This window comes from Aliagarivorans taiwanensis DSM 22990, from assembly GCF_000429505.1.
Classification (GTDB): Bacteria; Pseudomonadota; Gammaproteobacteria; order Enterobacterales; family Celerinatantimonadaceae; genus Aliagarivorans; species Aliagarivorans taiwanensis.
Genome location: NZ_AUBZ01000020.1, coordinates 49,863 through 63,207, shown reverse-complemented (window position 1 = coordinate 63,207; position 13,345 = coordinate 49,863). Strand labels below are relative to the sequence as shown.

Below are 13,345 nucleotides of genomic sequence, written 5' to 3'. Positions count from 1 at the left end.
TCCGGGGGGATGTTTATTTCTTCGGTTGGAATCAAAACGGGCGACATAATGTCGCCCATCTTGCAATTAGTCTTGATTATTCAGAACGTAATCAATTGCAGCTTGAACGGTAGTGATTTTTTCAGCTTCTTCGTCTGGGATCTCAGTGTCGAATTCTTCTTCCAAAGCCATCACTAGCTCAACGGTGTCTAGAGAATCAGCACCCAGGTCATCTACGAAAGACGCTTCGTTTTTAACTTCGTCTTCGCCTACACCTAGTTGCTCTACGATGATTTTTTTAACACGTTCTTCAATTGTGCTCATGACAATATTTTTCCTTAGTAAATACGCTCTTGCGTTGTTGCGTTAGTGTATTCAAACAAGGTTTCTTTGCAAGCCTTGTTATTGTGGTCTAACCACGATTATGGCGATTATTGTTATCCAGTCCAGACCAACAATCAATTATTTGAACAATAACTTAGTGATCGCTTAAACCATGTACATGCCGCCGTTGACATGCAAGGTTTCGCCGGTGATGTAAGCAGCATCGTCGCTGGCTAAAAAGCCAACGGTTTTTGCAATCTCAGTCGGGTCACCAAGACGCGCCATCGGCACTTGGTCAAGAATGCCTTTGCGCTGAGTATCATCAAGCGCGCGGGTCATATCGGTCTCGATAAAGCCAGGGGCTACCGCATTCACGGTAATGCCACGGGAGGCAACTTCACGGGCCAAGGAACGGGTAAAACCTAGCAGGCCTGCTTTCGCTGCCGCATAGTTGGTTTGCCCTGCGTTGCCCATGGTCCCCACCACCGAGCCAATGTTAATAATGCGGCCGCTACGCTTTTTCATCATGGCGCGCAGCACAGCTTTACTTAAGCGGAACACCGAGGTCAGGTTAGTGTCGATGATCGACTGCCACTCGTCCTCTTTCATGCGCATCATCAGGTTGTCGCGGGTAATGCCGGCGTTGTTTACCAGAATATCGATGTCGCCATGTTTTTCTTTAATGGTGGCAAACAGCTGCTCAATGGACTCGCTGCTGGTTACATTAAGCGCCAGGCCTTCACCTTTGTCGCCCAAGTATTCACCAATCGCCGCCGCACCGCCTTCAGATGTGGCGGTACCAATAACAAATGCACCACGAGCAACCAGCTCTTCAGCAGTCGCTCGACCGATGCCGCGACTGGCACCAGTGACCAGGGCGATTTTCCCTTCCAGTGACATTATCTATCTCCTTAAACTTAAAGACTTAGCGCTGCTTTAACCGAAGCACTATCGTTAATCGCGATTGCCTGTAGCGGCTTATGAATACGTTTTGCCAAGCCGGTAAGCACCTTGCCCGGGCCACACTCAACCAAGGTCTCTACGCCTTGCTCTACCATCGCTTCAACGGTTTCGGTCCAACGGACCGGGCTGTAAAGCTGACGAATCAATGCACCTTTAATCTCAGTGCCAGATTCTGCAGCAGTTACATCAACATTGTTGATAACCGGCAGACTTGGCGCTTGAAACTCGATGCCTTCGATGTATGCGGCAAGCTCGTCAGCTGCAGGCTTCATTAGTGCACAGTGCGACGGAACGCTAACCGGTAGTGGCAACGCACGCTTGGCGCCTGCTTCTTTACACAGTGCGTTCGCACGCTCAACAGCGGCCTTGTTACCGGCGATAACCACTTGGCCCGGCGAGTTGAAGTTTACCGCGCTTACCACTTCTTCTTCGGCCGCTTGCTCACAGGCGGCGATGATTTGCTCATTGCCAAGACCAATGATGGCCGACATTGCGCCTACGCCTTCAGGCACAGCGCGCTGCATCAGTTGGCCACGTAGCTCAACCAGTTTCAGCGCTTCAGGGAAGCTGATAACGCCTGCGCAGCAAAGCGCAGAGTATTCACCCAAGCTGTGACCGGCCAACAGTTGAGGCTGGGCGCCACCTGATTCGTTCCACAGGCGCCACAGGGCTACGGAGCTGGCCAGTAAGGCGGGTTGAGTGCGGTGGGTTTGGTTCAGCTCTTCGGCTGGACCATTAGTAATCAGCGCTGTCAGGTCATACCCTAAGGTTGCTGACGCTTCTGCAAAGGTATCTGCTACGATTTTGTGTTGCTCAATCAACTCGGCCAACATGCCAACACTTTGAGAGCCCTGACCAGGGAACACAAACGCAAATTTATTCATAACTTTTCCTGAGTTAATTTCTAGAATCTGACAAGGGCACTGCCCCAGGCGAAACCGCCGCCGAAGGCTTCGAGCAATACCAGTTGTCCACGTTGAATACGTCCGTCGCGAACGGCCTCATCCAACGCAATAGGCACCGAGGCTGCCGACGTGTTGCCGTGACGGTCCAAGGTGAGTACCACTTTATCGAGTGGCATGGAGAGTTTCTTAGCGGTAGCTTTGATAATTCGAAAATTGGCTTGATGTGGCACCAGCCAATCCAGCTCAGTTTTATCAATGCCGTTAGCTTGTAGCGTTTCAACCACGATCTGGCTCAGCCGGGTTACCGCCACCTTAAACACCTCGTTGCCACTCATGTACATGTAGGACTCCATTTCTGAGCCACTCATGCCACGACGTGGTTGAGGCAGTTTCAGCAGTTCGCCATAGCGACCATCCGCATGAATATGGGTAGACAAGATGCCCGGCTCTTCGCTGGCACCGATCAGCACCGCACCAGCGCCATCGCCAAACAAGATGATCGTCGAGCGATCATCGGGATCACACATGTGCGAGAGCTTGTCTGCGCCGATCACCAGCGCATATTCAACCTGGCCGGTTTTCACAAACTGCTCGGCGACGCTAAGCGCGTAGCTAAAGCCTGCACAGGCAGCGGCAACGTCAAACGCCGGTACGCCGTCTAGCTCAAGCTTGGCTTGTACTTCACAGGCAGCTGCCGGAAAGGCGTTCTCGTTGGAGGTGGTGGCAAGAACAATCATGCCTACTTTATTTTTATCGATACCTGCCGCTTCAATCGCGCGCAGTGCAGCCTGGTAGCCCATATCGGCCACCGATTCGTCTTTGGCGGCAATTCGACGTTCCTTGATACCGGTACGTTCGGTAATCCACTGATCACTGGTATCGACCATTTGTTCGAGATCAGCATTAGTGCGAACGGCCTGGGGGAGATAACTACCGGTAGAGAGAATTTTCGCGTACATAGATAACTAGTTTTTGTCCGTTAATAATGCTTCGATTTTATCGATAATTTTTTGAGGGACTTGTTGCTGAACCTCAATAACTGATTGATTTATCGCCTGAAAGAATGCTTGATGGTCGGCGTGGCCGTGACTCTTCACAACAATACCGCGCAATCCTAACAGACTTGCACCGTTATACTGGTCGGGGTTCAGATTTGAAAGCCACCCCGCCAGTTGCGGTGCGAAAACTTTGAGCAACAGGCGTTGCCACCACGAGCCCGTCGACTGCGATACCCTACTAAGCAACAATTGCGCGACACCTTCGGCGGTTTTAAGCGCAACATTGCCCACAAAGCCGTCACAGACAATAACATCTGCCTTGTTAGCAAATAGTTGATTTCCCTCAACAAAGCCAACGTAGTTTAGTCCTGAGCTGGATTCTAGCAACTGGGCCGTTTGGCGAACCACATCGTTGCCTTTGATTTGCTCTTCACCGATATTGAGTAGCGCTACGCGCGGGTTTTGCACCTTCCCGCACGCTTCGGCTAAGGCTGCGCCCATCATGGCAAATTGAGACAAGATCTCGGAGTCGCAGCTGGAATTTGCGCCAAGATCGAGTAATAAGGTTTCACCGCCACCTTCACGGGGAAGGCCAGTCACCAGCGCTGGACGTTCAATACCCGGTAACAGCTTAAGCACCGATTTCGCCAAGGCCATTAACGCCCCGGTGTTGCCAGCACTCACACAAGCTTGCGCCCTTCCCTGCTTGACCACTTCAAGAGCCTGACGCATTGACGAGTCTTTGCGAGCACGCAGCGCGGTAATCGGGCGATCATCTGAGCGAACCGAGTCGGCACAATGGATAAACTCCAAGCGCGGGTGCTTGGCTATTTGGTGCTTAATAAGTTCGGGATTGAGAGCGTGGCGCTCGCCAAAAAGAAGAATATTTAGGTGGGGATGAAATGCGAGTGCCTGCTTGATAGCAGGCACCGTAGCTGAGGGACCGAAATCGCCCCCCATGGCATCAACTGCAATAGTAAGTTTTTGCAAAGTGCAAAATCTTACTTGTTGATTACCTTGTTACCGCGGTAGTAACCGTCTGCAGTAACGTGATGACGACGGTGAGTTTCACCTGAAGTCGCATCGGTGGTTAGTGCAACATTGTTCTCGATGGCATCGTGTGAACGACGCATACCACGGCGTGAACGAGTAACTTTACTTTTTTGAACTGCCATTGACCCAGTCTCCTAGTCTTTCTTTTTCAAACTTTCTAACACAGCAAACGGATTTGGTCGAGATTCCTCAGCCTTTTCCTCGATAACTCCGAACGATTGTTGCTCCACCTTTACCTCACACTCGCTAAGCTCGTGCATGGCAATTAATGGAAGCGACAACAGTAATTCGTCTTCAATCAAACGATGAAGCGAAAACATGTCGTTTTCATCGAGTTCCAGTACTTCGTACTCTTCCGGAAGAAGCTCCATTTGCTTCTCAGAGCAGACTGGTGAATAGGTAAACTCAGTGTCGATCGCATAGCTGTAAGGCTTTCCACAACGCTGGCATTCCAATTCAACCTCGGTTACAGCTTTGCCTTGTAAGACAACCAACCCTTGCGGGTCAATTTCAAAGCGTAACCAGACGTCTACATCACTATTAACTTTCAAAGTTGCATCGATTAAGCGCGGAGCCTGCTTAACTTCCAGGGAACCCTGATAATCAAGCTTGCGTTTCGCCGCCTTAAACGGATCAACTTCTACTGGTAACTTCACCTTCTGCATAAGGCGCGCATCATATAGTTCGGTGTATCTACTGTCAAAGCAAATCTTAATTTTTTCACTACTTTGACGCGTTTAGGGAAGCTTTATTATGCTTGTCTGGATTTTAATTAAGCACAAGCTCAAATAAACACCATGAATAAGCAAAACAAGCCAAAAATTGTACTCGCTTCCAGCTCCCCTTTTCGAAAGCAGATTCTAGCCAAAGTCGTCAGTAACTTCGACTGCTTTTCGCCAGATATTGACGAATCGCCGTTGCAAAACGAAACGGCCAAGCAACTGGTCGAACGCCTGGCGATTGAAAAAGCTAAAGCAGGCAGCGATAAATTCGACGATGCGCTGATCATCGGCTCCGATCAAGTGTGTGTAATAGATGAAGAGATCTTGGGAAAACCCGGCGATCACCAAGGCGCGATTGCCCAACTCAGCAAAGCCAGTGGTAAAACTGTGCGCTTTTATACTGGGCTGGCATTGCATAACAGCCGCACTCAGAGCACGACGAGCACCGTTGAGATCTTCGATGTGAAGTTTCGTGAGCTCAACCCGGCTCTAATTGAATGTTACTTGCAGAGCGAACAGCCCTATAACTGTGCGGGGAGCTTTAAGTCGGAAGGCTCGGGCATCGTATTGTTTGATGCATTGCTAGGCGATGACCCAAACACCCTTATTGGATTACCACTGATACGCTTGGTTAGTTGGCTAGAGAAAGAAGGAGTAGCGCTACCCTGCTGATAGCGCATGGTTGCCCGAACAAGCACATTGAGCTTGTTCGGGTATAGAAGATAGGCGCGCTTAGCTTAGCGCGTCACAGACCGCTTTAAGATCATCGGGAAGCGGCGCTTCTAGCTGCATGGTCTTGCCAGTGGCCGGATGCTCAAAGTTGATCCGCCATGCGTGTAAGAACAGTCGCTTTAAGCCTTTTCCCTTCATCTCGCTGAGTTGCTCGTTCTCGGCATACTTGTCGTCGCCGGCGATTGGGTGTCCAGCCCACTGACTATGAACCCGGATCTGATGGGTGCGGCCAGTAACCGGACTGGCTTTTAGTAGCGTCATATCGCTGAACTGGCGCTCAATCCGATAACGCGTCAACGATGGCTTACCTTCTTGCTGGTCGACAATCACCATCCGCTCGCCCGATGCCACGACGTTCTTACGTAAGGGCGCATCGATGCTACGCTGCTTTTTCGGCCAACTGCCATGGACCAAGGTCAGGTAGTCTTTTTGCACATGCTTTTCGCGAAGCTGTCGATGAAGCTCACGCAAACTGGAGCGTTTCTTTGCCACCAACAAAATACCAGAGGTGTCCCGGTCGATACGATGGACTAGCTCTAGGTAGCGGCAATCGCTACGCAATGAACGCAGCGCCTCGATAGCGCCGAAGCTCAAGCCACTGCCACCGTGCACCGCCAAACCACTGGGTTTGTTTAACACTAATAGGCAATCGTCTTCATAAAGGATGTGCTGCTCGAGTTGGCTAACCTTGTCGAGCTTGTTAGAAGGCAGCTCGCTAGGCTCAGCCAAACGGATCGGAGGAACCCTCACACTGTCTTCAGCTTGCAGCTTGTATTCGGGTTTTACGCGCTTTTTGTTAACTCGAACTTCGCCTTTTCGCAAAATCCGATAAATTCGACTTTTAGGTACCCCTTTCAGGCGCCTGACGAGAAAGTTATCTATTCTTTGGCCAGCTTCATCGGCAGAGACCTCGATGAACTGAACAGCTTGGTAATCGGTATTCATAGACAAAAGTGTAACATGTCCGGAAATTAGTTTGATGGAAAAAACTGGCTTTGCTATATTTGAACGGTTATATGCGCCTAATTTTCAAGTTTTCTATCAAGGCGCGAGCAAAAATCGGCGGATAAGACGTTCATAACGACGGTTTAATTATATGAAACCGTGCCGAGAAAAACAGAATTTATTGCAACCGTAGCAGGCAGTACCGCACGCCTTAATTAGCTATAGCGAACAGTTTTTACAGCTTGGCCAACGCATCCAAACACACAGCGTTGGCGGGGCTTGCATAATAGACACGCGACAATGCGCCCTAAAGGAGCCGCTAGCCGAGATGGCTACCATCTACTCTCGAGAACACAGGGCCTAGCCAGTTAAGGCAGGTTGGATGCTGTCTTGCGGTTGTGTAACAACACAATCCAAGGCATAGACATGAAAAGAATGTTAATCAATGCAATGCAGCTCGAAGAGATGCGCGTTGCATTAGTCGACGGCCAACGACTATACGACCTCGATATTGAGAGTCCTGGCCACGAGCAGAAGAAAGCCAACATCTACAAAGGTAAGATTACCCGCGTAGAGCCTAGCCTAGAAGCCGCTTTTGTTGATTATGGCGCTGAGCGCCACGGTTTCCTTCCAATGAAGGAGATCGCCCGTGAGTACTTCCCTGAAGGTTATACCTACCAAGGCCGTCCTAACATCAAAGAAGTGGTGAAAGAAGGCCAGGAAGTTATCGTTCAGATCGACAAAGAAGAGCGCGGTAACAAAGGTGCAGCACTGACCACCTTTATCAGCTTGGCGGGTAGCTTCCTGGTATTAATGCCAAACAACCCACGCGCCGGTGGTATCTCTCGCCGCATTGAAGGTGATGAGCGTACCCAGCTTAAAGAAGCGATGAATGGTCTGGAACTGCCGCAAGGCATGGGCCTGATTGTTCGCACCGCGGGTGTAGGCAAATCGGCAGAAGAGCTGCAGTGGGACTTAAAAGTACTGCTTAAGCACTGGGCGTCTATCAAAGAGAGTGCGGACAACCGCCCTGCTCCTTTCCTGATTCACCAAGAAAGCAACGTTATCGTACGTGCCATCCGTGACTACTTGCGTCGCGACGTGGGCGAAATCCTGATCGATAACCGCAAGATTTTCGACCAAGCCAAACAACATATTGAACTTGTTCGCCCCGACTTCGTTAGCCGCATCAAGCGCTACGAAGGCGAAGTACCGATGTTCAATCACTACCAGATTGAGTCGCAGATTGAATCAGCTTTCCAACGCGAAGTGCGTCTGCCATCTGGCGGTTCAATTGTTATCGACCCAACCGAAGCACTGACCTCCATCGATATTAACTCAGCCCGTGCAACCAAGGGTGGTGATATCGAAGAGACCGCCCTGCAGACTAACCTAGAAGCTGCTGACGAAATCGCACGCCAACTGCGTCTGCGTGACCTTGGTGGCCTGGTGGTTATCGACTTTATCGATATGACCCCAGTTAAGAACCAGCGCGAAGTCGAAAACCGCTTCCGTGAGGCCGTCAAGCAAGATCGCGCCCGCGTACAAGTCGGCCGTATCTCTCGCTTCGGCTTGCTTGAGATGTCACGTCAGCGCCTACGCCCATCACTGGGTGAGTCGAGCACTCACATCTGCCCACGCTGTAATGGCCAAGGTACCATTCGTGATAACGAATCGCTGTCGCTGTCTATTCTTCGCCTGTTTGAAGAAGAAGCACTTAAAGACAATACCTCTGAAGTTCACGCTCAGGTGCCAGTGCCTGTTGCCGCCTTCTTGCTTAACGAAAAGCGTATTGCCATTAACAAGCTGGAAAAACGCCACAATGTGCGCTTGGTCATTATTCCTAACCAGCACATGGAAACGCCACACTACGACGTTACCCGTATCCGTAAGGGCGAAGAACCAGAGGAAGTTAGCTACAAGCTGACCAACGAGCAGCCGTCTCCGGTTTATCAACCAAATGTGCTCGCCACCGAAAAAGCCCAAGCTGAGCAACCTGCTCTTCAAGGCTTTAGCGCACCAGCAGCGCCTAAGCAGCCAAGCAAGGCTAAGCCTAAGAGCCAGCCAAAAGCCAAGGCCCCCGCTAAGAAAGAGGCAGCGCCGTCGCTACTGGCTAAAATCGCCGCTTTCTTTAGCGCACTATTTGGTGGCACGGAAGAGAAAAAAGAAGCCGAGCAACCTAAACAGCAGTCAAAAGGCAATGGTAACTCTAATCGCCGCAATGACCGCCGCAACGACCGCCGCCGTGGCAACCGTTCGGGTGACAAACGCAGCAGTCGCTCAGGTGAGAATCGCAATGGCCGCGATGGCGAAAGCCGTAACAAGTCGCAAAAGAGCGATGAGCGCCGTGACAAGCCGTCTGGCAGCAAGCAACAACGCTCTGACAGCCAAGAAGAGGTCAAGCAAGAGAAAGCTAAGCAGTCCAACCGCCGCCGCTCACGCTCTCGCTCTGCCAAGGCAGACACTGCCGAGGAAGAAGGCAGCAAGAAGCAGCAACAGGTTCAGGAGCGTCGCCAGCGCCGCAATCTGCGCAAGAGCGTACGTAATCAGCCTGTAGAAGCCAAAGCAGATGCTCAGCAAACTGCAGAAGCGCCAAAAGCAGCACCAGAGACTAAGCCAGAAGCGCAAAGCAAACCCGCTGCGCCGGAGAAAGCTGAAGCAATCGTTGAAGCAGTAGATAGCTCGACCGAAGCCAAACCTGCCGAGGAAAAAGCGAAGAAGCCTCGCCGCCGTCGCCGCAGCTCAAGCCAAGCCGGTCGCAAACGCTTTAGCGATTTGCCAAAAGCCGAACTGTCTGCCGATGCAGCCGCAGAAGCTGCTCAAGAAGCAGCTCCTGAAACCGTAGTCGAGACCAACGGTGAAGCCGCGATTGATGCACGCTACCCAGAGCAGCAAGAGCAAGAAGTTGTTGCCAGCACTGAGGTAAACGAGGGTGTAGAAGCACCGCAACAGCTTGAAACGCCTGCTGAGCAAACACCTGTCGTTGAGCCAGTGGCAGACGTTCAAGCTGAAGAGCCAAAGGCTACTGAAGTTGCAAACGTAGAGCCAACTAATGCGCCAGCTGAAAATGTTGTTGAACAGCCCCAAGTTGCGACCGAGCAAGTAGAAGCTGCACCAGCTGAGGAGCTAGCACCTGCAGAGGTTCACGTTGAGGCAGCATCTCAAGAAGAGCCTGTTGAAGTTTCAGTTGAAGAAGTCGATCAGCCAGCAGAGCAAGCCTCAGAAGCTGAGGTTGTGGCTGAGGTGAGCGAAGCACCAAAAGCTGAGCCTGTAGAAGAGCAAGCTGTAGCTGAAAAAGCTCCTGAAGCAGAAGCAGAACAGCCTGCGGCGGTTGCCGAGCAGCCACAACAGATTGTGGTTAAAGGTGGACGCGCCAGCGCCGCCATGGCCAAGCCAGCTGAGTACCCACAAACCGAGTACCCAGAGGTTGAGGTGAAGCCCTACGAGCGCAAAGCAACGCTAAGCAGTACCCGTGTTGCGGGTACTAGCGATGCGGTGAACAGTGCCTCTGCACCAATGGCTAAACCAGCAGAGTTCTAATCACGCTGTGATATCTCGGGCCATTCCAGGCCCGAATCGAAACCGCCCTTAGCCTTGCTAACGGGCGGTTTTTTATTGCCTAAGAGATATTTGTGCCGGGCGACAAACAAAAATATGCACCCAAGTTTAGGCGCTTATGATATTGCTAATGAACATTAGCGATGTATGGTGTTAGCGATCATGTTGTTGATATGACGAAACCTTCCCCTCTTCCATCATATCGAGAAGTCGCTCCGACGCTTCTTCAATGATATCGAGCACTCGGTCGAAGCCCGCGACACTGCCGTAGTAAGGATCAGGGATCTCACCTTGCTCCATACCCACATAATCGAGCCAAAGGTGCAGCTTATGTTGAAACTCCGGCGGACAGTGTTTCTTCATATAATCGATATTGCTCGGCTCCGCGGCAAGGATCAGGTCAAAACGCTCGTAATCGATGGCGTCAATCTGACGCGAGCGGATCCCCTTAAAGCTGTAACCTCGTTTGGCTCCCACTCTCGCGCCGCGTGGATCAGCGCCCTGCCCGACATGAAAAGCAGCAACGCCCGCGGAATCGATATCCATGTCCATGCCTCTGCTGCGCGCTTTATGGCGTAGCACCACTTCGCCGGTGGGCGAACGGCAGATATTGCCAATACACACCACCAATACCGACGGAAACAGGCTGTCGCGTCGTTTACTAAATCCAAACATTAATTAAAGAAGTTCCCTAATACGTCTTTTACCTGATCGCGTAATCCTTCATCTTTAATCACGCGGTCGACTTCTTGTCCGACTTTCTCTTTCACTTCGCTACCAAACTGAGCCTCTAACAACGCTTTGAAATCAAGGTCGATCTTCGGTTGAGTCCAGGTACCAGCAATATCTATTGGGAATGTCACGCCGGACAAGTCGTTGTTACCTCCCTGTCCTTCAAGGCTTGATACCACTTTGACCAAAAAACGCAGATCAAGTGTTTCCTTAACCAAGTGAGTGCTGCCATCGCCATCTACCCGTAATAGTGGACTTTGCATGCTGGCCGTGTTGAGCTTCGCTACGCCCTTGCCCAACAGCACATCGAGGATGAGCTCACTAAAATCGGTCTTCTCTTCGGCAAGTTGGCTTGCATCGGCGCCGGTCAGGCTTGTCTTGGCTTGGCGGATCTTGTGGGGGATGTTGATGCCATAAATGGCCCCATCGGTGAACGTTGCCTTCAATGGCCCGGCAATCTTGCTACGCAGTGCGGATTCTGACAGGCCTATACCACTGAGATTGGCATCGGCATTGAGGGTGCCAGCAACGATTTCCAGATCGGCAGCGGCCTGCAAAAGAGGTAGAGCTTGCACGCCGTTTATCGCTGAGTTGAACTTAAATGGCGCTGGGCTTTTGTTGCTATCTAACTGACCGCTAAGGTTGATTGCCCCTTGATAGAGCTTGGCGCTGGTTTGATTTAGCTTTAACAGCCCGCTTTGCAAACTGGTGTGCTGCTCAATGTCAGTCACTTCTAGCTTTTGGAACAGCAGCTTTCCAATACTCAGCTTCCCATCCAAGTTGAACTGACTAAGCGCAGTGAGATCTGGCTCTTGTTGCTTATCCTGTTCACTTTTCGGCGCACTTTCCGGCTCACCGTTTGCGCCTTGCTCCTCGTTAGCCAAGTATGGGTTTACGTCTAACTCTGGGATCGAGAGTTGGTAACTAATTGTCGGCACGCCTGCGTAGCCAACCCCAAGCTCACCGGAGATGGTAATTTGCTCATCGATTTGGGTGACAAATTGCTTCCAGCTAAGCTGTTGGGCGGTTTGGTCTATGTGAATGTTGCCCGAGTTAGATACGCTAACCTTGCCGTTGGGAAGCGCTTCGCCCTCTGCCACCAATTGGTTACTAAGCTCTTCGATGGTAATTGTTGCCAGATCGCTCGCGATGGTCAGCATGCCTTCGGCCGACTGGGTGAGCGTGATCGCACCATCGTCATACGCGCTGTCTAATGAGAAGCGGTTCGCAGTACCTAAACTGAGCCCTTCCAAGCTGAGGTTAATAGGGCCAATAAGCTGCTGGGTGCCCGCCTGATGATCAATCAGATTGGCAGTTGCGTCTTTGATGTTAAGACCCGCTAGCGAGATAGCCCACGGTTCGGCGCTCGCACCACCTTCGCTTGTGGACTCGCTACCGGGATCTTGTGTGGAAGATTCGTCGCCTTGCAGCAAGTCATCAATGTTACTCGTGCCGCTTTGATTAACCTCATAGCGAATGCTGAGGCCTGATAGCTCAATGTCACCAAGTTCGATTTGACGATCAAGCAGTGGCATCACTGCCACCGACATCGATGCTAAGTCAAAGCCCAGAGTGGGCTGAGTGCTGAAATCAGGGTGATCCATCAGCTGAGTCTTACCCAGCTCAAAGCCAATACTTGGAAAGAAGCGCCAGCTGAGATCGCCTTCAATAACCAGCTCGCGACCAGTTGCTTCACGTACCTGTTTAACTAGAAGCTGTTTGACATCTTCAGTGTCCACCAGCAAAACGACAGCGGTGATTGCAATGGCAATGACCGCGATTAAAGCGACAAATACATAAAGCAACTTTTTCATGAGATATCCCTATGCTCAAACTTGCGGTTAGTCTTGGTTGATTCGACTCGCTACAGCGCCTTGCTGGTCTTTGTACTTAGCGTTATCACGCTTGTTATATGGCCGCTCGGCGCTACCCGATAAGGTTTCAAAGTTAAGCGCGCCGATACACATTTTCGGGCGCAGCGCCAAAGGCAGCTTACCGGAGTTGTAGAACTCTAATACGATGCGGCCACTCCAGCCAGGATCGATACGGTGGGCGGTTACGTGAACCATCAGGCCCAGGCGCGCTAGCGACGAACGTCCATCAAGCCAGCCGACGATATCGTCAGGCAGCGTAACGGTTTCGTAGGTGACGGCCAACGCGAGCTCACCGGGGTGGAGGAAAAAGGCGTCGCCATCTTCAATCAGGATCTCGTCGCTCATCACCTTTTCAAGCTGTTGGCTTACCTGCTCGCGTGGACCACTTAAATCAATATAAGGCGCGGTATGGTCGTTAAACACGCGGAAAGAGTTGCCCAAACGCACATCCACGCTAACACCTGAGATGGTGTCTTCACTTGGCGCGGGATCGATCTTGATACGTTGTTCGGCTAAGTAGGCTTTTATGTCTCGGTCACACAGACGCATTGAATAACTCC

General features: G+C 51.3%; 13 protein-coding genes. 2 read left to right on the top strand and 11 right to left on the bottom strand.

Features of this window, described 5'->3' with window-relative positions:
• Nucleotides 1-66 precede the first annotated feature (66 nt).
• From acpP to yceD, 7 genes are all read right to left on the bottom strand, one after another.
• On the bottom strand, nucleotides 67-303 hold the full coding sequence (gene acpP, locus G462_RS0110880; protein ID WP_026959020.1) for an acyl carrier protein: 237 nt from the start codon (nucleotides 301-303) through the stop codon (nucleotides 67-69).
• A 165-nt stretch (nucleotides 304-468) separates the two neighbouring features.
• Nucleotides 469-1,203: a 3-oxoacyl-ACP reductase FabG gene (fabG, locus tag G462_RS0110875; protein WP_035477502.1), complete on the bottom strand. Its 735-nt coding sequence runs from the start codon at nucleotides 1,201-1,203 to the stop codon at nucleotides 469-471.
• A gap of 17 nt (nucleotides 1,204-1,220) precedes the next feature.
• Nucleotides 1,221-2,150, bottom strand: coding sequence for an ACP S-malonyltransferase (fabD, locus tag G462_RS0110870; RefSeq protein ID WP_026959018.1), 930 nt, complete (start codon nucleotides 2,148-2,150; stop codon nucleotides 1,221-1,223).
• Between the two features lie 20 nt (nucleotides 2,151-2,170).
• A complete protein-coding gene (locus tag G462_RS0110865) occupies nucleotides 2,171-3,130 on the bottom strand; it encodes a beta-ketoacyl-ACP synthase III (RefSeq protein ID WP_026959017.1) in 960 nt (319 codons plus the stop codon).
• 6 nt (nucleotides 3,131-3,136) lie between these two features.
• A complete protein-coding gene (plsX, locus tag G462_RS0110860) occupies nucleotides 3,137-4,159 on the bottom strand; it encodes a phosphate acyltransferase PlsX (protein ID WP_026959016.1) in 1,023 nt (340 codons plus the stop codon).
• A gap of 11 nt (nucleotides 4,160-4,170) precedes the next feature.
• Nucleotides 4,171-4,344 carry a 50S ribosomal protein L32 gene (rpmF, locus tag G462_RS0110855; protein ID WP_026959015.1) on the bottom strand — a complete coding sequence of 58 codons (174 nt, stop codon included), beginning with the start codon at nucleotides 4,342-4,344 and terminating at the stop codon, nucleotides 4,171-4,173.
• Between the two features lie 12 nt (nucleotides 4,345-4,356).
• Entirely contained in the window at nucleotides 4,357-4,887 is a 531-nt protein-coding gene (yceD, locus tag G462_RS0110850) for a 23S rRNA accumulation protein YceD (RefSeq protein ID WP_026959014.1), read from the bottom strand.
• A 132-nt stretch (nucleotides 4,888-5,019) separates the two neighbouring features.
• Between yceD and G462_RS0110845 the strand changes: the two genes are divergently transcribed.
• Complete coding sequence (locus G462_RS0110845; protein ID WP_026959013.1) at nucleotides 5,020-5,616, top strand: Maf family protein; 597 nt, start codon at nucleotides 5,020-5,022, stop codon at nucleotides 5,614-5,616.
• Nucleotides 5,617-5,676: 60 nt separating this feature from the next.
• On the opposite strand, the gene rluC is transcribed toward G462_RS0110845, so the two are convergent.
• The gene (rluC, locus tag G462_RS0110840) at nucleotides 5,677-6,621 is read right to left on the bottom strand and encodes a 23S rRNA pseudouridine(955/2504/2580) synthase RluC (protein WP_026959012.1); all 945 of its coding nucleotides are present in this window, start codon (nucleotides 6,619-6,621) and stop codon (nucleotides 5,677-5,679) included.
• Between the two features lie 426 nt (nucleotides 6,622-7,047).
• Between rluC and rne the strand changes: the two genes are divergently transcribed.
• Nucleotides 7,048-10,161 (top strand): ribonuclease E, encoded by a 3,114-nt coding sequence (gene rne / locus G462_RS0110835; RefSeq protein ID WP_026959011.1) that lies wholly within the window; start codon nucleotides 7,048-7,050, stop codon nucleotides 10,159-10,161.
• A 171-nt stretch (nucleotides 10,162-10,332) separates the two neighbouring features.
• Here the strand turns inward: rne and G462_RS22520 are convergent, their stop codons facing one another.
• Genes G462_RS22520 through dcd form a run of 3 tightly spaced genes read right to left on the bottom strand, consistent with a single transcriptional unit; the run spans nucleotide 10,333 to nucleotide 13,334 of the window.
• On the bottom strand, nucleotides 10,333-10,854 hold the full coding sequence (locus tag G462_RS22520) for a low molecular weight protein-tyrosine-phosphatase (protein WP_051326685.1): 522 nt from the start codon (nucleotides 10,852-10,854) through the stop codon (nucleotides 10,333-10,335).
• A complete protein-coding gene (locus G462_RS0110825; protein ID WP_026959010.1) occupies nucleotides 10,854-12,725 on the bottom strand; it encodes an AsmA family protein in 1,872 nt (623 codons plus the stop codon). The genes G462_RS22520 and G462_RS0110825 overlap by 1 nt, the downstream gene beginning before the upstream one ends.
• 27 nt (nucleotides 12,726-12,752) lie before the next feature.
• A complete protein-coding gene (gene dcd, locus G462_RS0110820) occupies nucleotides 12,753-13,334 on the bottom strand; it encodes a dCTP deaminase (protein ID WP_026959009.1) in 582 nt (193 codons plus the stop codon).
• Between the last annotated feature and the right edge of the window lie 11 nt (nucleotides 13,335-13,345).